This is a genomic window from Acidovorax sp. M2(2025) (assembly GCF_049330835.1).
In the GTDB taxonomy this organism is placed as follows: domain Bacteria; phylum Pseudomonadota; class Gammaproteobacteria; order Burkholderiales; family Burkholderiaceae_C; genus Acidovorax.
In genome coordinates this window covers 3,253,263-3,277,759 of the sequence record NZ_CP186262.1, presented here as the reverse complement: position 1 = coordinate 3,277,759, position 24,497 = coordinate 3,253,263, and the positions used below count along the sequence as shown (strand labels likewise).

The window sequence follows — 24,497 nt, the reverse complement described above, 5'->3', positions numbered from 1 at the left end:
TCATCCGCACTGCCCACCGTTCCTGCCGCGTCCTGCGACGTGGCCATCATCGGCGGCGGCCCGGCCGGGCTGATGGCTGCCGAGGTGCTGGCGCAGGCGGGGGTGGCGGTGCATCTTTTTGATGCCATGCCCTCGGTGGGGCGCAAGTTCCTGCTGGCGGGCAAGGGGGGACTGAACCTCACGCACTCGGAGCCCCTCGCGCCCTTTGCCGAGCGCTATGGCGTGCGGCAGGCGCAGGTGGCCCCGTGGCTCACGGCGTTTGGCGGCCCGGAAATCCGGGCCTGGGCCCAGGGCCTGGGCGTCGAGACCTTCGTGGGCACGTCGGGCCGCGTCTTCCCCGCCGACATGAAGGCTGCGCCGCTGCTGCGCGCCTGGCTGCAGCGCCTGCGCGGGCAGGGCGTGGCCTTTCACATGCGGCACCGCTGGCTGGGCTGGGCGGGCGATGGCGCGCTGCGGTTCCAGTCCCCCGCGGGCGAGGTGCGGGTGCCTGCCCGCGCCACGGTGCTGGCGCTGGGGGGCGGCAGCTGGTCGCGCCTGGGCTCGGACGGGGCCTGGGTGCCCCTGCTGGCCGAGCGCGGCATTGCCATCGCACCCCTGCGGCCCGCCAACTGCGGGTTCGACGTGCTGTGTGCGCAGGCGCCCGCTGGGGAGACGCGCCGCGCCTTCCTGCAGGAGCTCCTGGGGCAGTCGCCGGCACCGGCCGTCGGCTGGACGCCGCATTTCGCCCAGCGTTTTGCCGGCCAGCCGTTCAAGACCGTGGCGCTGTCCTTCACCGACAGCCAGGGGCGCGCCTTCCACCGCCGCGGTGAATTCGTGGCCACGGCCACGGGCGTGGAAGGCAGCCTGGTCTACGCCGTGTCGCACCTGCTGCGCGACGAGATCGAAGCACATGGGCACGCCACGTTCCACCTGGACCTGCTGCCAGACCACACGCCCGAGCGTGTGCTGGTGGAAGTGCGCCACCCCCGCGGCTCGCGCTCGCTGTCCAGCCACCTCAAGGGCCGGCTGGGCCTGGACGGCATCAAGGCCGGCGTGCTGTACGAGCACCTGGGCAAGGACGGCATGAACGACCCGGTGGCATTGGCCCAGGCCATCAAGGCGCTGCCCATCACCGTGGTGGCCTCCCGCCCGCTGGACGAAGCCATCAGCACCGCCGGCGGCGTGGCGCTGGAGGCGCTGGACGCCCACCTCATGGCGACCGCCGTGCCGGGCGTGTTCTGCGCGGGCGAAATGCTGGACTGGGAGGCGCCGACCGGGGGCTACCTGCTCACGGCCAGCATGGCCAGCGGGCGCGTGGCGGGAGAAGGCGCGCTCCGCTGGCTGCGTCGCAGCGGAGATTGAACAGGCCATCGGTTCTCCGGGTGTGTGCGGCGCCCGCAACTGGCGCATTCCACGCCGGGCCTCCGTGGATCCCGCCTTGCCGGTCCCCTGGAGGCGTCCCCCTCCGGGGGAAGCCGCGCAGCGGCTCAGGGGGGCTTCAAAACTTCGCCCGGTAGTACAGCATCGGCCCCCCTTTGCGCGCCCGCAGCACCAGGCGCGATCCGCCCTGCAGCTGCACGCCAATGGCGCCAAACTCGGGCACCAGGCCCCGGGTGCGCGACGACGCCCATTGCATCTCCACCCGCGTGCCGTACGCCGGCTGCTGCGATTGCCAGATCAGGTTCATCGCATCCTGCGGCTGGCCCCACTGCGGGGCCTGGGCCCAGGCTGCGATGTCCAGGTGGCGGCCACTGTCCAGGCGCGATCGCCAGCGCATGCCCAGATCCAGGCTGGCGGGGGAGCCGCTGCCTGGCGCGAGTGCGGGCGCGGCGGCGCCGGGGCTGGGGGCACTTACCCCCAGGGACAGGCCGAACTGGCCCCACGCGCCGGAGGACGCGGGCGTCAGCCAGCGTGTGATGTCGAGGTGCTGGGTCTGGGTGGCACCGCTACCCGCATAGCCCGGCGGCACCCCATGGGCCGCTGGCGCGGAGTCCGCCGCCATGGGCAGGATGCGGCTGTTGATCTCGATGCTCTGTGCGGCGCCGAGGGCGGCGGTTTCGTGCTGCAGGGCGACCTTTGCATCCTCGGCCAGCGGAGCCTCCTCGGCCCACGCCGCACCGGCCGCCAGGGCCAGGCAGCCGAGCCCCAGCGGCCAGCGGCGGGAACAGCAAACCAATCGGAAGGACAGGGGCTGGGGCATGGCGGCACCGGCAACAGGAAGGGGCAGTGGGGCTGCAACAAAGTGTGCCCGCCGTGCCGCCGGTGCCAAGCGGCTCAAAACCTCAACATGGCGTGGGAACGCACTGACAGCCGTGCCGGCGGCCGCCAGTGCGGCCGTGCAGGGAATGCTGATGGGAGGGGGAGGGTTGGGGCGATGTGCCCGCAGGCGCGTCAGCCGCCGTGGGCGTGAGTCGCGCTCGCAAGAAAAGAAAGTTGACGAGCCTTACCCCCGGCACTGGCTCCACAGTTAGGGCTGCTTGGTTCCCCACCTGACCCGGTTGGCCGCTTCACCATGCGGGGAGGCCCGTCACCGCCAATTGTAAGCCATAGCCCAGGTGCGGCCGGCATAACCCTCGTGAATCCGAGCCATCATGGGGTCTGCAGCCAGGCCAACTCAGCGCCGGCCGGGCAGCATGCGCAGCAGTGTGTTGTCGCGCACCACATAGTGGTGCAGCAGTGCCGCAGCAGCGTGCAGCGCCACCAGCACGTAGCCTGCGGTGGCTCCTGCTTCGTGGATTTCCTTGAGCCAGTGCGAGGTGTCGGGGTTCTCCGCCAGGACGGACGGCAACTGCAGGCCGCCGAGCAAGCCGACGGGCGTGCCTTTGGCGCTCAGCGCCAGCCAGCCCAGCAAGGGCAACCCGATCATCAGGGCGTAGAGCGCTCCATGCATGGCGCGGCCCATCCCGGCCTGCCACGCGGGCGGCGCGGGCGTGATCGGCGGGGTCGCCTGCAGCGCGCGTGCCAGCAGGCGCAGCCACACCAGCGCGAACACCGCCACGCCCAGGGTGTAGTGGGCCGTTTTCATGAGCTCGCGGGCGTCGCTGCCCTTGGGGTACATGCCCCGCAGTTCCATGGTGGCTGCTGTGGCCACGAGTAGCGCCGCCATGAGCCAGTGCAGGGCAATGGACCAGCCGTTGAAGCGCGAGGAAGGGAGTCGAGGTGTCATTTCTGTTCCAGGTAAAGGAAACATGATGGTTCCCGATCCTGAAAGCTGCCTGAAGCCGCAGGCGAGCGGGCGCGGGCGCAACATAGAATCACGTCCATGTCCTACCTCGTGCTCGCCCGCAAGTACCGCCCCCGCAATTTCACCGAAATGGTGGGGCAGGAGCATGTGGTGCAGGCGCTGTCCAACGCGCTCACGCAGCAGCGGCTGCACCATGCCTACCTGTTCACCGGCACCCGCGGCGTGGGCAAGACCACGGTGTCGCGCATCCTGGCCAAGTCGCTGAACTGCCAGGGGCCCGATGGCAACGGCGGCATCACCGCCACGCCCTGCGGCGTGTGCCAGGCCTGCACCGACATCGACAGCGGCCGCTTCGTGGACTACACCGAGCTGGACGCGGCCTCCAACCGCGGTGTGGACGAGGTGCAAAGCCTGCTGGAGCAGGCGGTGTACAAGCCGGTGCAGGGCCGCTTCAAGGTCTTCATGATCGACGAAGTGCACATGCTCACGAACACGGCGTTCAACGCCATGCTCAAGACGCTGGAGGAGCCGCCGGAGTACCTCAAGTTCGTGCTGGCCACCACCGATCCGCAGAAGGTGCCGGTCACCGTTCTGTCGCGCTGTCTGCAGTTCAACCTGCGGCCCATGGCGCCCGAGACCGTGCTGGAGCACCTGACCCGCGTGCTGGCCCAGGAGAACGTGCCTGCCGAGCCCCAGGCCCTGCGCCTGCTGGCCCGGGCGGCGCGCGGCTCCATGCGCGACGCGCTGTCGCTCACCGACCAGGCCATTGCCTTTGGCAGCGGCCAGCTGCAGGAAGCCGGCGTGCGGCAGATGCTGGGCGCGGTGGACCGCTCGTACGTGTTCCGCCTCATCGATGCGCTCGCCCAGGGCGATGGCAAGACCGTGGTGGAGACCTCCGACGCGCTGCGCATGAACGGCCTGTCGGCCGCATCCACGCTGGAAGAGATGAGTGCCGTGCTGCAGCGCATGGCCGTGTTCCAGGCCGTGCCGCAGATGGCAGGCGCGGTGGATGCCGATGACCCCGAGGCCGCCGAGACCGCCCGCCTGGCCGGCCTGATGCCTGCCGACGAAACCCAGCTGCTCTACAGCCTGTGCCTGCACGGGCGCGGCGAACTGGGCCTGGCGCCCGACGAATATGCCGCGCTCACCATGGTGCTGCTGCGGCTGCTGGCCTTCAAGCCCCAAGACCCTTCCAGCGGCCCGGCTGAAAAAAAAACTCTGACGCGGCCTGAACCCGGGGCTGCGGCGGCTGCGCCCGCGTCTGCAGCGGCGCGCATGCCTGCGCCGGGCGCAACGGTGCCGCCCGCGGCGGTCCCTCCTGCCGCTTTGGCACCAGCGCCAGCGGCGGTGGCCGCGCCCGCCGTGTCGCCGCCGCCCGCCGAGGCGGTTGGCGACTCCGAGCCGCCCCCGTGGCCCGGACCGGAGGAGCCCGATGATCGGTCTCCTGCGGCTCCAGCGGCGGCCGGTGCCACGGCGCTGCCGGTGCGGACGGTGGACGATCTTTCGCAGCAAAATCAGCCCGCAGGTCCCGTCCATAAAGCGCCGGGTGCTCCTCAGTTTGTAGCAATCCCGGTGCGTGAGGTGCCCGAGCCCGGGGAGCGGCTGCAGCCCTTGCCGCTGTCGTCTCCAGTGCCGGTGTCCGCGCGCTACACGCCCACCCCCGAGGGCGATGTCTGGCATGCCACGGTGCAGCAGCTCGTGGCGGCCGAGGCCATCACCGCCCTGGTGCGCGAGCTGGCCCTGCAGTCGCAGCTGGTGGCGCGCGACGGCGGGCACTGGCTGCTGCGCGTGGAGCGCGAGTCCCTGAACCAGCCCACGGCGCGCGAACGCCTGCGCACCGCGCTGGAGGCGGCGGGCCATGCCACCCAGATCAGCGTGGAAGTGGGCGTGGTCATCGACAGCCCGGCCCGGCGCAATGCGGCCGCTGCGGCCGAGCGGCAGCGGCGGGCGGAGGAAATCGTGAACAACGATCCCTACGTGCAGTCCCTGGTGCGCGACTACGGCGCCAGAATCGTGCCGGGCAGTATTAAACCGGTATAAAGCTCCCCCTGAGTCGCCTTTGGCACCTTCCTCCTCTCTCGCAGCGCGGGAGGGGCCCCGGGATCTGGGCGCGCCCGTTTTGAAGGTTGCTGGCGTTGCGCACAATAGCGCGATGTGGCGTGATGTGGCGCGATGTGAACGCGAATACCGCAAAGACTGAATTCAATCCCGTTGTGGGAACCGATCCACCAGAAAGCAAGAAAGCAAAGGAAACACACCATGTTCAACAAAGGACAACTCGCCGGCCTGATGAAGCAAGCCCAGGCGATGCAGGACAACCTGAAGAAGGCGCAGGACGAGCTGGCACTCATCGAAGTGGAAGGCGAGTCGGGCGCGGGCCTGGTCAAGGTGCTGATGACCTGCAAGCACGACGTCAAGCGCGTCACCATCGACCCCAGCCTGCTGGCCGACGACAAGGACATGCTGGAAGACCTGGTGGCGGCGGCCTTCAATGCCGCCGTGCGCAAGGCCGAGGAAACGTCGGCCGAGAAGATGGGCAAGCTCACGGCGGGGATGCCGGGCCTCCCCGGCGGCATGAAGTTCCCTTTCTGAGGGCTGGCTACTGCGCGGGTCATCTGCGTCGTTGGGCGGTGCTCGGAATCCTCACGTACAGGAAGTACGTTCCGGTTCCTGTGCTCCGTCCGCCTAGCAGCTGATCCCGCTCGCTACGCCCTGGAGGGCGGGGTGACGGCCGTGCAGAACCTGTCTTGTGCTGGTACAGCCTTCGGGTTGAGCTTGCCGAAGCCTGGCTCCTGATCCCTCTCGCATCCTTTTTTGCATCCTCTTTCATGCCCGCCACCAACTCCCTTGACGTTCTGATCCAGGCACTGCGCCGTTTGCCGGGCGTGGGGGTGAAGTCAGCGCAGCGCATGGCGTTCCACCTGCTGCAGCACGACCGTGAGGGGGCGCTGGCCCTGTCGCGGGCGCTGGGCGAGGCGGTGGGCACGGTGCACCACTGCGCGCGCTGCCACACCTTCACCGAGGCGGAGGTCTGCAGCACCTGCCTGGACCCCTCGCGCGACGCCACCCGGCTGTGCGTGGTGGAGACCCCGGCCGACCTGGCGGCGCTGGAGCGCACCGGGGCGTTCAAGGGGCTGTACTTCGTGCTGATGGGCCGGCTCAGTCCGCTGGACGGCGTGGGGCCCAAGGACATCGGTCTCAAGAAGCTGCTGGAGCGGGCCGGCGAGGACGCGGTGCAGGAGGTGATCCTGGCCACCAGCTTCACTGCCGAGGGGGAAGCCACGGCCCACGTGATCAGCGAGGCGCTGAAGGCGCGGGGCGTGCCGGTGACGCGGCTGGCCCGCGGCGTGCCGGTGGGCAGCGAGCTGGAATACGTGGACCTGGGTACGATCGCCCATGCGCTGGTGGACCGCCGCTAGCGCTTGGGCGGGCCCGCACGGTTGCGATCACGGCGGCGGGTGCCTGGGCAGGGCGCGATGCCCTCTCTGTCGCTCAGTCCGGCCGTGGCCAGAGGCCACTGAAATACTCACAAACTTATAGCTGCCAGCGCTTGCCCATCAAGGGCTGGAGGCCAAAAAGGCTTAAAAGATGAACACCACCCTGCACATTGCACGGTTCACCGTGGCTTACTGGTGCGTGCTGATCGCGGCACTGCTGCCCATGGGCTGCGCCTGGCTCGCCAAGAGCGGCAGCCTCGGCAAGTCCCGCAAGGACGGCGGTTTCGACAACCACGATCCGCGCGCCTGGATGGCGCGTCAGACCGACTGGCGGGCCCGCGCCAATGCCGCCCAGGCCAACAGCTTCGAGGGGCTGCCGTTCTTCATCGGCGCCGTCATCATTGCGCACCTGCTCGGGGCGGGCCAGACCCTGCTGGACATGCTGGCATTGCTGTACGTCATGCTGCGCATCTTCTACATCCTGATGTATGTGTCCGACATGCCGACGGTGCGCAGCGCCGTGTGGGCCGCAGGCTTGCTGGTGAACATTGCCATTCTCTTCATCGGATACCGATGAGCGGTACCGCTGCGTGCGGCGGTACGTAGAAACCCGCTGGGATTCCCCCTGATGCGGGGTTCCCCGCGCTGCGGCACGATTGTTGCAATGCAGCATCGCCTGTTTTGCCCACCTCCATGCCCCGACTTCCCGTGTTGAACCGCCGCGCCTTTGGCGCCGTATCCGCCCTGTCCGCAGCGGCGGCGTTTGCGCCCGCGCTGGTGCGGGGCCAGGCGGACGAAGCCGCACTGGGCCGCGTCACCATTGCCGTGGGCGGGCAGGGCGTGCTGTACCACCTGCCGCTGGTGCTGGCGGACCAGCTGGGCTACTTCCGCGCCGAGGGGCTGGACGTCACCATCCGCGACCTGCCGGCAGGCGCGCTGGCGCTGCAGGCGGTGCAGGAAGGCACGGCCGACGTGTGTGCCGGGGCGTTCGAGCACACCCTGCGCCAGCAGGCGCGGGGCCAGGCGTTCCGCTCGTTCGTGGTGCTGGGGCGCGCGCCCCAGCTGGCGCTGGGGGTGTCCCTGCGCGCCGTCCCGTCCTACAAGGATCTGGGTGACCTGCAAGGGCGGCGCATCGGCGTATCGTCCGTCGGGTCGTCCACCCACATGGCTGCCAGTCTTGTCCTGGGCCGTGCCGGATTGGGCCCGCGCGAGGTCATTTTTGTCAGCGTGGGCTCCGGCGTTGGCGCCATGAACGCCCTGCGTTCGGGCCAGGTGCATGCCCTGTGCCACGCCGACCCGCTCATGACGCTGCTGGAGCAAAAGGCCGACACCCGCATCGTTGCCGACATGCGCTCGCTGAAGTCGGCGCAAGAGGCGTTTGGCGGCGCCATGCCCGCCGGGTGCCTGTACGCACCCCAGGCGTTCCTGCAAAAGCAGCCGGCCCAGGCGCAGGCGCTGGCCAACGGGATCGTGCACGCGCTCAAGTGGCTGCAGACGGCTGCGCCGGCCGATCTCGCCAAGGCCGTGCCCACGGGCTACCTGATGGGCGACCGGGGGCTGTACCTCGCGGCGTTCAGCCGCGTGCGCGAAACCTATTCCCCGAATGGCTCCATGCCGGAGGATGGGCCCGCCACGGCGCTGCGCGTGCTGCCGCGGGCCCACGCGGAGCTGGCGGACTTCAAGGCCGACCTCGCGCGCACCTACACCAACGACTTTGTGCGCAAGGCGCGCCAGAAATTCACCCTCTGAGCGGCTCTTTTCTGAGCGCAGGTTCGGAGGGTGGCCCGACCGGCCAGGGCGGCACCGCCGCGTGCCGCGCAATTGCGCCGATGACTTACATTCGGCCGCAGCCGGTTGGCCTTAGTCTTGGCCGACCCCTGTGTCTTCCAAGGATTGCACCATGACCTTTTCCCTCAGCATCGGCCCGCTCGTCTCCCTCATCGCGGGCATCCTCATCCTCGTCATGCCCCGGCTGCTCAGCACCATCGTGGCGCTGTACCTCATCATCATGGGCATCCTGGGCCTGCTGGGGATGCACGCGCTGAAGCTCTGAGCCCGGCACCGGAAACCCCGGCGCCGCAGCTGTGGCGTGCCCTCAGCGGCGCTTGACCTTGGAGGGGGTGCCACCGCGCCGCGTGGGTGCGGCGACGGGGCGCTTGCCGGCAGAGGAAGACCCTGTTGCCGAGCTGCTGCGCGCACGCGCACTATTGCCGCGCGCCTGCGTTCCCTGCCGAACGGGCAGGTACACGACCACCTGCTGCCCGGCCTTGAAGGCTGAGGTGGCGCGCACGTCGTTCCAGTCGGCCACGCTGGCTGCGGCCAGCTGGTAGCGCCGGGCGATGCTGGCCACGGTCTCCCCCTTGCGGGCGCGTACCGTGGTGCGCCGCGTGACGATTTCCGGGGCAAACGCCACCTGCCCGTTGTCGGCCAGGTGGGATGACACGTCTTCCCGGATCGCGGCCGAGCGCGGCACCATCAGGGCCGAGCCGGCCTTGATGAGCATGCGCGGCGGAATGTTGTTCACGTTGCGCAGGTCGTTTTCGCTCATGCCGGCGCGCTGGGCGGCTTCTGCCACCGTCATGGTGGTGGGCACGGACCACACGGTCCAGCTGGCGTACTGCCCGTCGCGGCGCGCTTCCAGGTTGCGCTGGAAGACCTTGGCGTTGTCCCAGGGCAGCAGGATCTGGGGCGTGCCGGCGGCCAGGATCACGGGCTTGTGGAAGGACGGGTTGAGCGCGCGGAAGTCCTCCTCGCGGATGCCGGCCAGCGTGGCGACCAGGGACACGTCGATGTCGTGCGTGATGTCCACCGTCTGGAAATACGGGTGGTTTTCGATGAGCGGGAGCTCGGTCCGGAAGGCATCGGGGTTGGCCACGATGTTCTTCACCGCCTGCAGCTTGGGCACGTACATGCGCGTTTCGGCCGGCATGTTCAGGTCGGTGTAGCTGGTGCCCAGGCCCAGCTTCTGGTTGCGCGCAATGGCGCGGCCCACGCTGCCTTCGCCCCAGTTGTAGGCGGCCAGGGCCAGGTGCCAGTCGCCGAACATGTTGTAGAGCTTTTGCAGGTAGTCCAGCGCGGCGCGCGTGGAGGCCAGCACATCGCGCCGGTCGTCGCGGAAGGCGTTCTGCTTGAGGTCGAAATAGTTGCCCGTGGCGGGCATGAACTGCCACATGCCCGCGGCCTTGGCGCTGGAGACGGCCTGGGGATTGAAGGCGCTTTCGATATAGGGCAGCAAGGCCAGCTCGGTGGGCATGCCGCGCCGTTCCAGCTCTTCGACGATGTGGAAGAGGTACTTGCTGGAGCGCTCGGTCATGCGCTGCATGTAGTCGGGCCGGGTGGCATACCACTGCTCCCGGTCCTGGACCAGCTCGTTTTGCAGGTCGGGCATGGCAAAGCCGCGGCGGATGCGGTCCCACAGGTCCGCGGGGGCCGACAGCGAGGCCACCTCGCCGCCCGCTGCCTGGGCGGCGGTGATGGGTTTCAGGGGGCCGTTGGGGATGATGGGGGTGTGCCCGCTGCGGTAGGGGGGCGTGCTCCCTGAGGTGGGGGTGCTGCCGGACGCTTCGTCGGGCGAGGGCGTGGTGGTCGCGCAGCCGGTGAGCCACAGCATGCACGCCACGCAGGCAATGTGCAGAATTTTCATCGAAACTCGTTCTTCCATTGGCGCAGCGCGGCCAGGACGGCCACGGCATCGCCAGGGTTCACCTGCGCGTCGTGCTGGCGGGCGGCCTGGGCCACCGCGGGTTGGCGTACGCGCAGAAAGGGGTTGATGTCCCGCTCCAGCGCGATGCGCGAAGGCAGCGTGGGCTGGTGGCGGGACCGCAGTGCCTCGCACTGGTCGGTGTAGTGGATCAGCGCTGCGTTGTCGGGTTCCACCGCGCGGGCAAACCGAAGGTTGGAAAGTGTGTATTCGTGCGCACAACACACACGGGTGTTGCCGGGCAGGGCGGACAGGCGGTCCAGCGACGCCAGCATTTGCGCCGGCGTGCCCTCGAACAGCCGCCCGCAGCCGCCGGAAAACAGCGTGTCGCCGCAGAACAGCACCGGCTCTGCGTCCACGGCCTCGCAGAAGTAGGCGATGTGGCCCGCCGTGTGCCCTGGCACGTCGATCACTTCAAAGCGCAGGCCCAGCACCTCCACCGTGTCGCCGTGGGCCAGCGGGCGCACGGGCGCGGGGATGTCTTCGCGCGCCGGGCCGTAGACCACCGCGCCGGTGGCGTTGCGCAGCACGTCCACGCCGCCGACATGATCGGGGTGGTGGTGCGTGACTAGAATGGCCTGCAACTGCACGCCCAGTTGCTGCAGCGCCTGCAGCACGGGCGCGGAGTCCCCCGGGTCCACAACGATCGCCTGGCGGCCGTCATGCAGCATCCAGAGGTAGTTGTCGGTAAAGGCAGGTAGCGGCAGCAAGTTCATGAGCGATCAAATTATAGGTTTGCACCACTGGTTTGACTCCCCCCCCGGGCGGTACCTGCTGGCGTGGGAGCAGGCGCGCTTCGACGAAGCGGTGGCCGATATCTTCGGCTACCACAGCCTGCAGCTGGGCATGCCGCTGCTGGACGGGCTGCGCGCCAACCGCATGCCCCACCAGTGGTTCGCGCTCGGGCAGGAGGGGCTGGCCAGGGAAGCGGGGGCTCCGGGCACGGAGCCGCTGCCGCTGCGCGCCGTGCACCTGCTGGCCGAGCCGGCGGCGCTTCCGTTTGCGCCGGCCAGCCTGGACCTGCTGGTGCTGCCTCATACGCTGGAGCTCAGCAGCGACCCCCACGCGGCCCTGCGCGAGGTGGAGCGGGTGCTGGTGCCCGAAGGGCGGGTGGTGATCAGCGGGCTCAACCCGACCAGCCTCTGGGGGCTGCGGCAGTGGCGCGCGCGCTTGCTGCGGCGGGCCGGCCGGGGGACGCTGTACCTGCCCGACCTGGGTGAGTTCATCGGGTACCGGCGTTTGCGCGACTGGCTGCGCCTGCTGAACTTCGAGGTCGAATCGGCCCGGTTTGGCTGTTATCGTCCCGCAGTGCGCAGCACCCAGTGGCTGGACCGCTTCGGCTTCATGGACCCGCTGGGAGAAAAGTGGTGGCCGATCTTCGGCGCCGCCTACTTCCTCGTGGCGGTCAAGCGGGTGCACGGCATGCGCCTGCTGGAGCCCGCGTGGCGCTCGGCACGGCAGCGGTCCGCCGCCACCGTGCCCGTTGCCAACCGGACCCCGGCGCCCCACAGCGCCGCCCGGCTGCCGCGAGCGGTGGCGGGCGGCGGCACCGACAGAACCAGAACCAGAAACAGGACTTCGATTTGAACCAAGTAGAGATATACACAGATGGCGCCTGCAAAGGCAACCCCGGGCCCGGCGGATGGGGGGTGTTGCTGCGCTCGGGCACGACAGAGAAAGAGCTCTTCGGGGGCGAGCTGGGCACCACCAACAACCGCATGGAACTCAAGGCCGTCATCGAGGCGCTGTCCGCCCTCAAGCGGCCTTGCGCCGTGACGCTGTACCTGGACAGCGAATATGTGCGCAAGGGCATCACCGAGTGGATCCATGGCTGGAAGGCCAAGGGCTGGCGCACGGCGTCCAAGCAGCCCGTCAAGAACGTCGAGCTGTGGCAGCGCCTGGATGCCCTGGTGGCGACGGCCGGCCACCGCATTGAGTGGCGCTGGGTGCGCGGGCACTCCGGCGATCCCGGCAACGAGCGCGCCGACGCGCTGGCCAACCGGGGCGTGGACCAGGCCCTGGGCCGCCGGTAGCCGGGCGGAAGCAGCACCTACCAGCAGCAAAAAGGGCCCGTCCGGGCCCTATTTTTTTCGTCGCGGGGAGGCTTAGACCGTAAACACGTTCTTAGGCAGACAGGGCCTGCACGGCCTCCTGCAGCGCCTGGCCGTCCTGCGGGCGCACCAGGCGCTGCACTTCCTGCCCGTTTTTCAGGAACACCAGCGTGGGCCAGAGCTTGACGCCGAAGCTGCGGCCCAGGCGCTGGCCCGGGCCGTCCTCGACCTTGACGTGGGCCACGCCGGCCTGGTCCTTCAAGGCGGCCTCGATCAGCGGCTGGGCCCGCTGGCAATGGCCGCACCAGGGCGTGCCGAATTCGACCACCGTGGCGCCGGGCAGGCGGTCCACATCGTCGCGGGAAGGGGGCTGGGCAAGGTGCTGGGCGGAGTAGGGCATGGCGTGCAGAGGTGTGAAGCCGACGGCGGCGCGGACCAAGCCGAGGTGCGGGGCGCGTCAGGCAGGTTAGGTTTGCGCGGAAGTGCTGGGCTTGACCTTACCAAAAACCCCGCCGCCGGCGGTGACGGGCGCCCGCCCGGGGCCACGTCAGATCATTCCGTCAAACATCATCACGTCCACGCCGTCGCCCGCCGCCACGTTGCCCTGGCCGTGGTGCAGCACGATGAGCCCGTTGGCCTGCACCATGGAGCTGAGCACGCCCGAGCCCTGGTTGCCCGTGGTGCGCACCTGCAGCGTGCCGTCGGCGGCCGTGGTGACCCAGCCGCGCTGGTACTCGGTGCGGCCGGGCTTCTTGCGCAGCGCCTCGGTGCAGGTGGCCCGCAGCAGGGGCGGCGCGGGGTGCGAGCAGCCCATCATGCGCAGCAGGGCCGGGCGCACAAACGCCAGAAAGGTCACCATCACCGCCACCGGGTTGCCGGGCAGGCCGAATAGCACGGCGCCGCCGGGTGTGCGATTACTATCATTTTGATAGCTGTTGGCGCTTGCTGTATCTACGCTAGAGGCTGATTTTGCTTGGGATGGCACCCCCGCAATGCGCCCTACGGCCATGGGCCGGCCCGGGCGCATGGCAATGCGCCAGAAGGCCACGTCGCCCAACTGCTTCATCATCGTGCGGGTGTGGTCGGCCTCGCCCACGCTCACGCCGCCGCTGGTGATGATGGCGTCGGCCCGCCCGGCGGCCGCGCGGAAGGCGGCCTCCAGCTGCGCGGGCTCATCGCGCACCACGCCCAGGTCCACCACCTCCACGCCCAGGCGGGTCAGCAGGCCAAACACGGTGTAGCGGTTGCTGTCGTACACCGCGCCCTCGCACGGCGGCTCGCCCAGGCTCAGGATCTCGTCGCCGGTGGAGAAGTACGCCACGCGCAGGCGGCGGAACACGGTCACGGTGGGCAGGCCCAGGCTGGCCACCAGGCCCAGCGCGGCAGGCGTGAGCAGCGCGCCCTGGGCCAGCGCCACGCCGCCTTCCATCAGGTCCTCGCCCTTGAAGCGGCGGTTGTCGCCTGGGCGCAGCACATCGGGGGCGATGGTGACATGGCCCTCGGCGGCGGCCGTGGTGAACTCCTGCGGCACCACGGTGTCCAGCCCCGCGGGCATGATGGCGCCGGTCATGATCTTCACGCACTCGCCCGCGCCCACCGTGCCCGCCCAGGCCTTGCCGGCCAGCGCTGTGCCCACCACGCGCAGCGTGAGGGGCTGGCCCGGCACCAGCTGGGCGCCGGCGAAGGCATAGCCGTCCATGGCCGAGTTGTCGTGCGGCGGAACGCTCACGGGCGACACCACGTCGCGCGCGAGCACGCGGCCCAGGGCGCTGAACAGGGGCAGCTCCTCGGTGGCGCGCACGGGCTCCACCAGGTGGTGCAAAAAGGCGTTCACATCGTCCGCACGCAGGGCCTGCGGGTCGTAGCCTTGCAGCTCGGCGGCGATCTGGGCAATGGTCTTCATGGAGATAGGCGAAGTAGGGCGGTGGTGTGGGCGGCGGCAGACCGGTGGCCCGCCCGGGTCATTGCGAAGCGGCACCTTCCAGCGCCTGCAGCTCGGCCAGGGTGTTGGCGTTGAAGAAGGCCTGCGGATCGTCGCCCGGCTGGTCGAAGGGCACGAGGGCGCAGCGGTGCTGGCCCGTCCAGGCGTCGATCTTGCGGCCGCCGGCCTGCGTGAAGGCGACCAGGCTTTCCAGCAGCTCCACGCGCAGCAGGCAGAACACGGGCTGCGGGCGCACGGTGGTGCGGCCCGTGCCGTCGTCCTCCGGGGCGGCGGCCATGGCGATAGGGGCCTGCTCGCGCTCGGCCGCCGCGGCCAGCCTCGCCGCCAGATCCAGGGGGAAGAGCGGGGTGTCGCAGGGCACCGTCAGCAGCCACGGCGTCTCGCAGCGCTCCAGCCCCGTCAGAAAGCCTGCCAGGGGTCCGGCATAGTCGGCCAGCACGTCGGGCCACACCGGTGCGCCAAACGCTTCGTAGGCGGCCAGGTTGCGGTTGGCGTTGATCATCACGCTGCCGGTCTGCATCTGCAGCCGCATCAGCGTGTGCAGCGCCAGCGGAATGCCGCGAAAGTTCTGTAGGCCCTTGTCCACCCCGCCCATGCGGGAGCCGCGGCCCCCGGCGAGGACCAGGCCGGTAATGTCTTGGGTGTCAATCATGTTTTGAAAGGTGATGGCCCCTGCAGCGAGCGCTGCCCAGGCCCGGGCAGCCAAGCAAGGGCCGCCCCGCAGCGGGGGGCTGCGTCCCCCTTCCCGCGCGCAGCGCGAGAGGAGGGGGAAGACGCCGAAGGCGACTCAGGGGGAGGTGTCACTTGCTATCCGCCGATGTAGCTCATCTCGACGCGGCGCACGCCGCGCGATTCGTCGGCCGGCAGGCTGCCCCGCAGCTCCGAATACCGGTCGCTGCGCTGCTGCCAGATGGGGGCGATGGCGGCGGCAATGGAGTCGTCGCTGGCGCCGCCGCGCAGCAGGGTGCGCAGGTCGTAGCCCTGCGTGGCAAACAGGCACAGGTACAGCTTGCCCTCGGTGGACAGGCGGGCGCGGTTGCAGTCGCGGCAGAAGGCCTGGGTCACGCTGCTGATCACGCCGATCTCGCCGAGCGCCGGGTCGTAGTGCCCCGCCGCGTTGGTGTAACCCCAGCGCTCGGCCGTTTCGCCGGGGCTGCTCGGGTCCAGCTGCACCAGGGGCAGTTCGGCGCGCAGGCGTTCGATGAGTTCGGCCGAGGGCAGCACCTCGTCCATGCGCCAGCCGTTGGTGGCGCCCACGTCCATGTATTCGATGAAGCGCAGCGTGGTGCCCGTGCCGCGGAAGTGCCGCGCCATGGGCAGGATCTCGTGCTCGTTGGTGCCGCGCTTGACCACCATGTTCACCTTGATCTGCGACAGCCCGGCTGCCTGTGCCGCCTCGATGCCGGCCAGCACGTCGGCCACCGGAAAGTCCACGTCGTTCATGCGGCGGAACACGGCGTCGTCCAGGCCGTCCAGGCTCACGGTCACGCGGTTCAGCCCCGCATCCTTGAGGGCCTGGGCCTTGCGCGCCAGCAGCGATCCGTTGGTGGTCAGCGTGAGGTCGGGCGCCACGCCGTCCACCGTACGCAGCTGGGCCAGTTGGGCCACCAGCTCTTCCAGGTTCTTGCGCAGCAGGGGCTCGCCGCCCGTGAGGCGGATCTTGCGCACGCCGTGCGCCAGGAAGAGCCGCGCCAGCCGCGTGATCTCCTCAAAGCTCAAGAGCGCGCCGTGCGGCAGGTAGGGGTAGTCCTTGTCGAACACTTCCTTGGGCATGCAGTAGTTGCAGCGGAAGTTGCAGCGGTCGGTGACGCTGATGCGCAGGTCGCGCAGCGGGCGGCCCAGGGTGTCGGCGAGCACACCGGTGGGCGCGGCGGCATGCGCGGGCACCTGCGCCGCCAGGGCGGCAAGGCGTTGGTCCACCAGGGGAATCACACGTTCGGACATGCCCCGGATTTTGCCGCATGGCCCCTTCCGGCAGGGACAAGACCCCATGGGGAAAGTTGATCGCGGTCAAGTTATGCGCAGCGGGAGCGGAAGGCCGCCGAGGGCGCAGGAGCGGCCTTTGACATGGCGCAGCCAGGGCCCGGTGCTGCGCCGCAACAATGGCGCACCTCGTTTCAGGAGAACAACATGCAGGAAATGCGCGACGTACCGGTGCTGGGCGCGACATGCCAGCGCCGCACGGCGGTGCAATGGGTGGCGGCCAGCGTGCTGCTGCCCACCTGGGCCACCGGCGCCCAGGCGCAAATGGGCTTGTCGGGGGCCATCAACTACGCCGGCTGGTTCCGGGCGCTGTCGCAGCGCATGGCCAAGGCCTACTGCCAGCAGTACCTGCAGGTGCTGCCCAGCGCGGCGGTGGACGTGATGGGCCTGGCGCGCAAGATGGTCCAGGTGGGCAGCACCGAGCTGGCCAAGGGCATGCAGTCCGGCCAGTGGCCCGCCGAAGTGGGGCGGCAGCTGCAAGAGGTGCAAAAGCAGTTTGCCCTGCTCAACCAGATGACGTCCACGCCCGCCACGGCAACGGCGGCGGTGGTGGCGGCGTCCGAGCAGGCCGACCGCACGCTGCTCATCGCCCAGGCGGTGACCGAAGCCATCGAGAAACTGGCGCAGGCGCCCAGTGCCCGCCTGGTGAGCCTGGCCGGCCGCCAGCGCATGCTGTCGCAGCGGCTGGCCAAGAACTACTTCCTCACCGCAGCCAAGGCGCAGTCCAAGATCGTGCAAGCCCAGCTGGCCGCCGATGCGGCCGACTTCCGCCAGGCGCTGCAGACCCTGGGTGCCACCCCCGTGTCCACCGCGGCCATCCGCAACGAGCTGGAACTGGCGGGATCGCAGTGGCTGTTCTTCGAATCGGCCCTGCGCCGCCCCGCCGACGAGCAGGGGCTGAGCGCCGTGGCCACCACCAGCGAGCGCCTGCTGACGGTGATGGACAAGCTCACCAGCCTGTACGAGGCGGCCCTGCGGGAAGTGCTGGGCTGACAGGCGGCTGGGCAAAGTCCGCCAGCCGGCAGTCGCGCCCCACCAGCACCAGGCGGGTGTCCAGCGCACCAAAGAAGCCTGCCGGCGGCGGCAGCGTCAGCTGCGCCAGGCGCTTGCGGGCGTCGATGCGCACCGCCGCCAGTTCGTGGTCGCGCGCCAGGGCCATCCACAGCCCGTGGGCGCCCGCTGACTGGCGTGCGCCGGTGATGAGGCTGCGGCCGGAGGCCAGCCACCAGCGGTAGATTGCCGACGCGATGCCCTGGCGGCGGTACCCATCCGCCACCCGGGTGTGGGGCGCGCGCAGGTGGCGGTCGGTGGCGCGGTCCACTTCGACCAGCCGGCTGAACACCGTGTATGCCACGATCCGCTGGAGCCGCGGGTCGATGGCGTACACAAAATACTCGCCGTCGGCCTCGCGCATGCGCAGCTCCAGGCCGTGCAGGGGCAAGGGCAGCGGGCGCATCGCATCGCGGGCGCGGTGGTTGGAGCGCAGGCGTTCGTGCAAGGCATCGAACTCGCGCTGGATGTCGCGGCCCGACAGGTCCACGTCGATGCGCAGTTCGGCCAGCAGGCCGCCCAGCGCACGCAGCCGGGCGCGCCAAGCGCTGGTGCCGTCCTGGCGCGGCGGCATGCCGGCCGTGCGGTGTGGAAGAAGGCCTGCGGGGCACACCCCGGCCGTCATGGTGCGTTCTCCGCGCTGGCGGTGCTGCAGCCGCTTGGCAACCCTGCGGCCCGTTGGCCGGCGCAGATGCGGAGGGAGCGGACCGGGCCAGGAGCCTCTGCGGGGTGAATGATGGCGCGGCCCGCGGGCGCGCAGGGGGCGGGCGGTATCTCGCCCGAAGGAAACGGGGGCATGGGCACTCCTGAAGTCGCGCCCTGGGGTCACCAAGGCGCAAGCTGGCGCTGGGCGAGGGCCCGGCGACAGGAGGTGCGCGAAAAAAGAATGCGGAGGGGAAGGGTGTCGCCGGGCTCAGGAATCTGCAGCGAGGGTGCAGACGGGGACGAGCGCGCGATCACCGGCCTGGAGTGCCTTCTGCCAGCGTCCGGCGCGGCGCGGCAGCGCGGTGGCTCTGGCGGGCGTGGCGGGGCTTGTAAACATCGGCGGCACAACCATCGGCGGCACTCTAGGCCGCCGGCCCGAGGGCGTCAAACCAATCCGCACTGCCACGGTGCGGATTGGCGGGGTGGGTTGGGCCGCCGGCCTGGGTTGGTTGGGCCGCTGGCGTTGAAACAGGTGCCCTTACACGCAGCGCGCCCCGTCCACCTCGATGCACACGCCGCTGATGAAGGCTGCCTCGTCGCTGGCCAGGTAGAGCGCGGCGTTGGCCACGTCCAGCGCGGTGGAGAAGCGGCCCAGCGGGATGGTGGCCAGGAACTTGGCGCGGCGCGCCTCGTCGATGGGGCCGCCAGCAAAGTCGGCGGCCAGGCCCGTGTCGGGGTTGAATACGGGGTTGATGCAGTTCACGCGGATGTTGTCGGGGCCCAGCTCGGCGGCCATGGACTTGCTGGTGATGATGACCGCGCCCTTGGAGCCGTTGTACCAGGTCAGGCCCGGGCGGGGGCGCAGGCCGGCGGTGGAGGCGATGTTGATGATGCTGCCGCCCCCCGCGCGGCGCAGTTCGGGCACGGCGTGGATGGCCGAGAGGTAAATGCTCTTCATGTTGATGGCATAGACCTTGTCGAACTCTTCCTCGCTCACTTCCAGCATGGGTCGGTTGCGGTGCGTCCAGCCGGCGTTGTTCACCACCACGTCCAGGCGGCCGTACAGCTGCACGGCCTTTTCCACCAGGGCCTGGACCTCGGCGGACTTCGTCACGTCGGCCTTGAAGAAGGCGGCCGTGCCGCCCGCGGCCGTGATCTCGGCCACCACGCGCTGGCCGCCGGCTTCGTTGATGTCGTTGACGATGACCTGGCCGCCCTCGGCGGCCAGGCGCTTGGCAATGCCCTCGCCAATGCCGTTGCCGGCGCCGGTGACGATGATGGATTTGTTCTGCACGCGCATGGGATGGCTCCTTGGATGACTCAAAATTGATAGCTGCTGGCGCTTGACCATCAAGCGCCAGAGGCCGATTTGGCTAAATTTTCTGCAGCTGCAGCTTGTTCTGTGGCCCTGGCCGCCTGCGGCACACGGCCGTAGAACTGGGGGAAGAACTCCTTCACGCCCTGGCCGTGGAAGTCCCACCCTGTGCACTGGCCCAGATGGCGCGGCGGCTCATCCGGGTGGGCAGAAGCAAACACCGCAGGCACCGACTGAAAAGCGGCCGTGGCCAGGTTGAACAACAGCTCGCGCAGGTGCGTGCAGCTGGCCACGCCGCCCAGGTGCTTCTGGATGGCGTGCCGCCAGCCGTGCGCCATGCTGCAGCCCACCATGCGCTGCAGGGCCGCCTGGGCCTCGGTGCAGCCCTTCAGGGGGTGCGAATCCATGGCCACATCAATGGCCTGCACCACCAGCTGGCGGTTCACGGTCACCCGCAGCCACATGTGGTGGATGGCCTCGCCCGCCAGGCGCTGCTGGCTGGGGTCGCGGAACGATGCGGCGTCGTAGGCCTTGCTGTCGTGCAGCTCGCCTTCGATGTCCCACAGGCCATCGTCGCGTTCAAAGCCCTGGTAGTTCACCCGGCGGACGTGCTTCAGGGTGCGGGCGGCGGGGGGGCTCAGGGGCATGGCAAAAGAAAAATCGTCGTGCAGAAGCAGCCAAGGTTAGCGGGGCCCGCCTGCGCCGTCGTGCGCGGGCGAGACACCCTGCCGTGCTCCTTCAGCCGTACTTGATGGCAACGGTTTTCAAGGTGGTGAAGCCGTACAGCGCCTCGAACCCCTTTTCGCGCCCGTAGCCGCTGGACTTGACGCCGCCGAACGGCAGCTCCACGCCGCCGGCCGCGCCGTAGTTGTTGATGAACACCTGGCCGCTGTGCACCCGCTTGGCCATGCGGAACTGGCGGGCGCCGTCGCGCGTCCACACGCCGGCCACCAGGCCGAATGGGGTGGCGTTGGCCAGCTCCACGGCGTGGTCTTCGTCCTGGAAGGCCATGGCCGACAGCACGGGGCCGAAGACTTCCTCCTGCGCCAGGCGGTGCTGCACCGGCACGTCGCGCAGCAGCGTGGGGGCCTGGTAGTAGCCGGTCTCGGGGGCTTCGTCCACCACCACGCCCTGGGCCACCATGGGGATGCCTGCGACCTGTGCGTCAGAGAGGAAGTCCCACACGCGCTGCTGCTGCGTCTGGCGGATCAGCGGGCCCACGTCCAGGTCCATGGCGGCGGGGCCCACGCGCAGCCTTTCAAAGGCCTTGCCCAGGCGCTCCAGCAGCGGTTCGTAGATCAGCGAGTCGATCAGCACGCGCGAGCCGGCCGAACAGGTCTGCCCGGCGTTCTGCACGATGGCGTTGATGACCACGGGGATGGCGGCGTCCAGGTCGGCGTCGGCAAAGATGATCTGCGGGCTTTTGCCACCCAGCTCCAGCGTGACGGGGCAGTGGCGCTCTGCCGCCACCTGCTGGATCAGCGTGCCGATCTTGGGGCTGCCGGTGAAGCTGATGTGGTCGATGCCGGGGTGGCGCGCCAGCGCGTCGCCCACCTCGTGGCCGTAGCCGGTGACGATGTTGAGCGCGCCCGAGGGAAAGCCCACCTCGGCCGCCAGCTGCGCCACGCGTATCAGCGACAGGCAGGCGTCTTCCGCGGGCTTGACCACGCACACGTTGCCCGCCGCCAGGGCGCCGCCCACGCTGCGGCCGAAGATCTGCATGGGGTAGTTCCAGGGGATCACATGGCCCGTGACGCCGTGGGGCTCGCGCCAGGTGAGCACGCTGTAGCCGTCGGGGTAGGGAATGGTCTCGCCGTGGAACTTGTCGCACGCACCAGCGTAGAACTCGAAGTAGCGCGCCAGCGCGATCGCATCTGCGCGGGCCTGCTTGGTGGGCTTGCCGCAGTCGCGCTGCTCCAGTGCCGTCAGCTCGTCCGCATGCTCCAGGATCTTGGCCGAGAGCTTTTGCAGCAGCCGGCCGCGCTCCACCGGGGCCAGCTTTTGCCACACCGCGTGGTAGCACTGGCGCGCCGCGTGCACGGCCGCGTCGATGTCGTCGGCGTTGCTGCGCTGGATCTCGTCAAACGGCTGGCCGTCGGACGGGTCGATCACCGGGATCGTGCGGCCCGAGGCGGACGGAACGGAAGCGTTGGCAATGAAGTTCAGTTGCATGGCCGTGATTGTGCCTGTAAATGAAATGTGTGCTTAGTATTTGAATGAAATCGGCCTCTGGCGCTTATGCAAAAAGCGCTGGTAGCTATTGTTTTAATAGCATGCCGCGCGCAGGGCCGCCAGGTCCAGTATTTCCACCTCGCCGCGCTGCACGCGCACCAGCTGGCGCGCCTCCAGGTCCTTCAAGATCTGGTTGGTGGTCTGGCGCGAGATGGCCAGCATCAGCGAGAGCTGCTCCTGCGAGATGCCGATCACCCGCCGCGAGCGGCCCCCGGCCGTCCACTGCCCGTAGCCCTCGGCCATCATCACCAGGCGGCGGGCCAGGCGCTGCGGCGCCGGCAGCAGCGCCAGCTCTTCCATGGCCACGAAGGCCGAGCGCAGCTTGTCGGTGAGCAGCAGGGCCAGCGCGTGCCAGTGCTGCGGGTGGGCCTGCAGCCATTGCTGCAGCCGTTCGTGCGGCACCTGCAGCAGCGTGGTGGGCTCGGTGGCGTGCGCGTCGTGCGTGCGGGCGGAGTTGTCGAACACCGAGATCTCGCCAAACCAGTGCGGCGGCTCCAGCCGGATCAGCAGCGCCGCGCGCGCCTCGTCGGCCCGCCCGCCGGTGCCCGAGATGCTCACGGCACCGCGCACCACGGCGTACAGGCCGCAGGGCGCGTCGCCGCGCAGGAACAGCACCTCGCCCGCCTGCAGCTGGCGCGGCTGGCCCATCGCCACCAGCGCCTGGGCAAAGTCGGGCGGCAGCTGGGCAAACCAGCGGCCCGTCTGAAGAATGGGCAGGAACGCCTCGGTAGCAGGGAGGGCGGCGGGGGTGAGGGTGGTCACTGTGGGGTTTGTGCTATGGGGCGAGGGAGCGCAAGTGGGCGTAAGGGGGCGTAAGGGGGCGCTGTTGCCGGCGTTTTGTCGTGTGTCCGACAGACGCTGGCGGGCGCGCGGCGCCACATTTGATCCTGCTCAAAACCATTGCCGGAGACACCCATGAAAACCCTGATCGATCATCTCTCGCAGTACGCCGACTACCACCGCGACCCGCGCAATATCCACACGCATTTCGTGGGCGTGCCCATGATCATGTTCGCCGTGGTGCTGCTGCTGTCGCGCCCCGTGTGGACGGTGGGCGGCCTGCCGCTAAGCCCGGCGTTGTTCTGTGCGCTGGCGGCCTGCCTCTTCTACTTCCGCCTGGACGCGCGCTTTGGCCTGGCCATGGCCGGGCTGCTGGCCGCCATGCTGGCCGTGGCGCAGTGGCTGGCCGTGCAGACCCTGGCCGTGCAGACCCTGGCCGTGCAGACCCTGGCCGTGCAGACCCTGGCCGTGTGGCTGGGCGCGGGCGTCGGCCTGTTCGTGGTGGGCTGGGTGATCCAGTTCGTGGGCCACTACTACGAGGGCCGCAAGCCCGCCTTCGTGGACGACCTGGTGGGCCTGATCGTCGGCCCGCTCTTTGTAGTGGCTGAATGGGCGTTTGCGCTGGGCCTGCGCAAGGAAGTGCAGGCCGCCGTCGAGCAGCGCAGCGGCCCGGTGCGCCTGCGCACGGGCGCGCAGGCGGCCGCCCATCCGCAATGAAGCCACGGTCCGCCCGCGGCGCGGCTCACCGCGCCGCTGCGTTGACAGGCCGCGCCTTTGCCAGCACCGCCACGGTGCACGCCGCGCACAGCGCCACCAGCGCGCACAGGTAGGGCAGGGCGGCCAAGAGCGGCGCCCCCAGCTGGTTCAGCCGCAGCGAGGCCTGCACGCCCGAGGTGCTGGGCAGCAGCCAGCGCAGCCACTGCAGCGGCTGGGGCAGGGCCTCCACCGGCCACGAGAAGCCCGCGACGAAGGCGATGGGCAGCGTAGTCCACAGCAGCACCTGCAGCGCCCGCTCGCGGTTGCCGAACCACAGCCCCAGCAGCGAACCCATCGCGGCCACCGCGGGCACATAGCAGGCCAGCAGCGCCAGCGCCCCCAGCGGGTTGCCGCCGCGCGGGTAGTCGTGCAGCACGAAGATCCAGCCAAAGTAGAACAGGCCGCTGGCCCAGCCCAGCGTGCACAGCGCCAGCAGCCGGCCCAGCCAGGTGGTGGCGCTGGCGCGGTGCTGTCCGGCCTCCACCCAGGTGCCGGCCAGCAGCGCGGCGCCCATGAGCAGCGTCTGCTGCAGGATGAGCAGCGCCACGGCGGGCACCACGAAGCTGCCGTAGCCCTCGGTGGGGTTGAACAGCGCCACCGCTTGCAACTGCACCGGGGCGCGGCTGGCGCGGGCCTGCGGCGCGCTCTGGCCGCCCGCCTGCAGCTTGCGGATCTCGACCGCCGCCGATGCGGTGCCCACGGCCTCGGCAAAGCCGAACTGCACGGCCTTGTTGAGCAGCGCGTAGGCACCATTGGCCTCGATGCTGACCACGGCGCTCTCGCCGCGCACCACGTTGCGCTTGAGCCCGGCGGGGATCACCGCATAGCCCTCGATCTCGCCGCGCCACAGGGCCTCCTGCGCCTCGCGCTCGCTGCCGGTGACCAGGCGCACCGCGATGCGCGGATCGGCATCGGCGAACCGCGTAATCTGGCGCGACAGGCTGGTGTGGTCCAGGTCCACCACGGCCACCGGCACATGGGTGAGCACCTCGTCGGCATAGAACCAGGGGTAGAAGAAGCCGTAGAGCACGGGCGCGCCGATGAGCAGCAGCAGAACGCCCTTGTCGCGCGCCACGGCGGCCAGGGCGGCGAGCCAGGCGTGCAGCAGGCTGGGCGGAGCAGAGTGTGGATCCGGGGCCGTCATTTCAGCTTTCGATGGCTGCGCGCCGCGTGCCTTGCGCGCGGAGCTGGGGTTTCACCCCCTCTCCCCTGGTGGGAGAGGGTTGGGCAGAGGGGGCAGGTGGCGGGTGCGGCTAGGGCACGGCTGCCCCCTCTCCCCAACCCCTCCCCCGCGAGGGGGGAGGGGCTTTGGGGGCGTGTCCGTCGTTTGCGGGGCGCGCAGGCATTGCCCCTTGGCTCCAACCCCTCGCCGCGAGGGGGAAGGGGCTTTGTGGTCGCTACAACCGTCTGCGGGCCCGCAGGCATTGCCCCCTCGCCCCTCGC

General features: G+C 69.7%; 25 protein-coding genes and 1 other RNA gene. 11 read left to right on the top strand and 15 right to left on the bottom strand.

Features of this window, described 5'->3' with window-relative positions:
• Positions 1-72: 72 nt before the first annotated feature.
• Positions 73-1,341, top strand: a complete 1,269-nt coding sequence (locus ACOYR3_RS15220) for a TIGR03862 family flavoprotein (RefSeq protein WP_422846599.1) — start codon at positions 73-75, stop codon at positions 1,339-1,341.
• A 136-nt stretch (positions 1,342-1,477) separates the two neighbouring features.
• On the opposite strand, the gene ACOYR3_RS15215 is transcribed toward ACOYR3_RS15220, so the two are convergent.
• The 3 genes from ACOYR3_RS15215 to ACOYR3_RS15205 all read right to left on the bottom strand — a co-directional run bounded on the left by ACOYR3_RS15215 (position 1,478) and on the right by ACOYR3_RS15205 (position 3,145).
• The gene (locus tag ACOYR3_RS15215; protein ID WP_422843191.1) at positions 1,478-2,179 is read right to left on the bottom strand and encodes a hypothetical protein; all 702 of its coding nucleotides are present in this window, start codon (positions 2,177-2,179) and stop codon (positions 1,478-1,480) included.
• A 232-nt stretch (positions 2,180-2,411) separates the two neighbouring features.
• An RNA gene (gene ffs / locus ACOYR3_RS15210) (signal recognition particle sRNA small type) lies at positions 2,412-2,508 on the bottom strand.
• Between the two features lie 85 nt (positions 2,509-2,593).
• Positions 2,594-3,145, bottom strand: a complete 552-nt coding sequence (locus ACOYR3_RS15205) for a cytochrome b (RefSeq protein WP_422843190.1) — start codon at positions 3,143-3,145, stop codon at positions 2,594-2,596.
• 96 nt (positions 3,146-3,241) lie between these two features.
• Between ACOYR3_RS15205 and dnaX the strand changes: the two genes are divergently transcribed.
• From dnaX to ACOYR3_RS15175, 6 genes are all read left to right on the top strand, one after another.
• On the top strand, positions 3,242-5,203 hold the full coding sequence (gene dnaX / locus ACOYR3_RS15200; protein ID WP_422843189.1) for a DNA polymerase III subunit gamma/tau: 1,962 nt from the start codon (positions 3,242-3,244) through the stop codon (positions 5,201-5,203).
• Positions 5,204-5,422: 219 nt separating this feature from the next.
• The gene (locus ACOYR3_RS15195; RefSeq protein WP_291485138.1) at positions 5,423-5,755 is read left to right on the top strand and encodes a YbaB/EbfC family nucleoid-associated protein; all 333 of its coding nucleotides are present in this window, start codon (positions 5,423-5,425) and stop codon (positions 5,753-5,755) included.
• A gap of 236 nt (positions 5,756-5,991) precedes the next feature.
• Positions 5,992-6,582: a recombination mediator RecR gene (recR, locus tag ACOYR3_RS15190; protein WP_422843188.1), complete on the top strand. Its 591-nt coding sequence runs from the start codon at positions 5,992-5,994 to the stop codon at positions 6,580-6,582.
• Between the two features lie 169 nt (positions 6,583-6,751).
• Positions 6,752-7,177 (top strand): MAPEG family protein, encoded by a 426-nt coding sequence (locus ACOYR3_RS15185; protein ID WP_422843187.1) that lies wholly within the window; start codon positions 6,752-6,754, stop codon positions 7,175-7,177.
• A gap of 116 nt (positions 7,178-7,293) precedes the next feature.
• Entirely contained in the window at positions 7,294-8,349 is a 1,056-nt protein-coding gene (locus tag ACOYR3_RS15180) for an ABC transporter substrate-binding protein (RefSeq protein ID WP_422843186.1), read from the top strand.
• Between the two features lie 151 nt (positions 8,350-8,500).
• Positions 8,501-8,653 carry a DUF3096 domain-containing protein gene (locus ACOYR3_RS15175; RefSeq protein ID WP_291485146.1) on the top strand — a complete coding sequence of 51 codons (153 nt, stop codon included), beginning with the start codon at positions 8,501-8,503 and terminating at the stop codon, positions 8,651-8,653.
• Positions 8,654-8,695: 42 nt separating this feature from the next.
• Here ACOYR3_RS15175 and ACOYR3_RS15170 read toward each other — a convergent pair whose 3' ends face one another.
• Positions 8,696-10,243 carry a transglycosylase SLT domain-containing protein gene (locus ACOYR3_RS15170; RefSeq protein WP_422843185.1) on the bottom strand — a complete coding sequence of 516 codons (1,548 nt, stop codon included), beginning with the start codon at positions 10,241-10,243 and terminating at the stop codon, positions 8,696-8,698.
• A complete protein-coding gene (gene gloB / locus ACOYR3_RS15165; RefSeq protein WP_422843184.1) occupies positions 10,240-11,016 on the bottom strand; it encodes a hydroxyacylglutathione hydrolase in 777 nt (258 codons plus the stop codon). Before gloB ends, ACOYR3_RS15170 begins: the two co-directional genes overlap by 4 nt.
• Here gloB and ACOYR3_RS15160 point away from each other — a divergent pair.
• Complete coding sequence (locus ACOYR3_RS15160) at positions 11,015-11,887, top strand: class I SAM-dependent methyltransferase (RefSeq protein WP_422843183.1); 873 nt, start codon at positions 11,015-11,017, stop codon at positions 11,885-11,887. The two genes, gloB and ACOYR3_RS15160, sit on opposite strands and share 2 nt — an antisense overlap.
• Positions 11,884-12,333: a ribonuclease HI gene (gene rnhA / locus ACOYR3_RS15155; RefSeq protein WP_422843182.1), complete on the top strand. Its 450-nt coding sequence runs from the start codon at positions 11,884-11,886 to the stop codon at positions 12,331-12,333. Before ACOYR3_RS15160 ends, rnhA begins: the two co-directional genes overlap by 4 nt.
• A gap of 91 nt (positions 12,334-12,424) precedes the next feature.
• On the opposite strand, the gene ACOYR3_RS15150 is transcribed toward rnhA, so the two are convergent.
• The 4 genes from ACOYR3_RS15150 to moaA form a co-directional block, all read right to left on the bottom strand.
• Positions 12,425-12,751, bottom strand: coding sequence for a thioredoxin family protein (locus ACOYR3_RS15150; RefSeq protein ID WP_291485157.1), 327 nt, complete (start codon positions 12,749-12,751; stop codon positions 12,425-12,427).
• Positions 12,752-12,898: 147 nt separating this feature from the next.
• A complete protein-coding gene (locus ACOYR3_RS15145; protein ID WP_422843181.1) occupies positions 12,899-14,254 on the bottom strand; it encodes a molybdopterin molybdotransferase MoeA in 1,356 nt (451 codons plus the stop codon).
• Between the two features lie 58 nt (positions 14,255-14,312).
• The gene (gene mobA / locus ACOYR3_RS15140) at positions 14,313-14,945 is read right to left on the bottom strand and encodes a molybdenum cofactor guanylyltransferase MobA (RefSeq protein ID WP_422843180.1); all 633 of its coding nucleotides are present in this window, start codon (positions 14,943-14,945) and stop codon (positions 14,313-14,315) included.
• Between the two features lie 155 nt (positions 14,946-15,100).
• The gene (moaA, locus tag ACOYR3_RS15135) at positions 15,101-16,237 is read right to left on the bottom strand and encodes a GTP 3',8-cyclase MoaA (protein ID WP_422843179.1); all 1,137 of its coding nucleotides are present in this window, start codon (positions 16,235-16,237) and stop codon (positions 15,101-15,103) included.
• Positions 16,238-16,423: 186 nt separating this feature from the next.
• On the opposite strand from moaA, the gene ACOYR3_RS15130 reads away from it, so the two are divergent.
• On the top strand, positions 16,424-17,269 hold the full coding sequence (locus ACOYR3_RS15130; protein WP_422843178.1) for a type IV pili methyl-accepting chemotaxis transducer N-terminal domain-containing protein: 846 nt from the start codon (positions 16,424-16,426) through the stop codon (positions 17,267-17,269).
• Here ACOYR3_RS15130 and ACOYR3_RS15125 read toward each other — a convergent pair.
• From ACOYR3_RS15125 to ACOYR3_RS15105, 5 genes are all read right to left on the bottom strand, one after another.
• The gene (locus ACOYR3_RS15125) at positions 17,226-17,951 is read right to left on the bottom strand and encodes a hypothetical protein (RefSeq protein ID WP_422843177.1); all 726 of its coding nucleotides are present in this window, start codon (positions 17,949-17,951) and stop codon (positions 17,226-17,228) included. The two genes, ACOYR3_RS15130 and ACOYR3_RS15125, sit on opposite strands and share 44 nt — an antisense overlap.
• A 558-nt stretch (positions 17,952-18,509) precedes the next feature.
• Entirely contained in the window at positions 18,510-19,271 is a 762-nt protein-coding gene (locus ACOYR3_RS15120) for an SDR family oxidoreductase (RefSeq protein ID WP_422843176.1), read from the bottom strand.
• Between the two features lie 50 nt (positions 19,272-19,321).
• Complete coding sequence (locus tag ACOYR3_RS15115) at positions 19,322-19,933, bottom strand: DUF2889 domain-containing protein (protein ID WP_422843175.1); 612 nt, start codon at positions 19,931-19,933, stop codon at positions 19,322-19,324.
• Positions 19,934-20,024: 91 nt separating this feature from the next.
• Positions 20,025-21,458: an aldehyde dehydrogenase family protein gene (locus ACOYR3_RS15110; RefSeq protein WP_422843174.1), complete on the bottom strand. Its 1,434-nt coding sequence runs from the start codon at positions 21,456-21,458 to the stop codon at positions 20,025-20,027.
• A gap of 93 nt (positions 21,459-21,551) precedes the next feature.
• Positions 21,552-22,280 (bottom strand): Crp/Fnr family transcriptional regulator, encoded by a 729-nt coding sequence (locus ACOYR3_RS15105; protein ID WP_422843173.1) that lies wholly within the window; start codon positions 22,278-22,280, stop codon positions 21,552-21,554.
• Between the two features lie 153 nt (positions 22,281-22,433).
• Here ACOYR3_RS15105 and ACOYR3_RS15100 point away from each other — a divergent pair, with 153 nt between their 5' ends.
• The gene (locus ACOYR3_RS15100) at positions 22,434-23,015 is read left to right on the top strand and encodes a DUF962 domain-containing protein (RefSeq protein ID WP_422843172.1); all 582 of its coding nucleotides are present in this window, start codon (positions 22,434-22,436) and stop codon (positions 23,013-23,015) included.
• Between the two features lie 25 nt (positions 23,016-23,040).
• On the opposite strand, the gene ACOYR3_RS15095 is transcribed toward ACOYR3_RS15100, so the two are convergent.
• Positions 23,041-24,198 carry an ABC transporter permease gene (locus tag ACOYR3_RS15095; protein ID WP_422843171.1) on the bottom strand — a complete coding sequence of 386 codons (1,158 nt, stop codon included), beginning with the start codon at positions 24,196-24,198 and terminating at the stop codon, positions 23,041-23,043.
• Positions 24,199-24,497 lie beyond the last annotated feature (299 nt).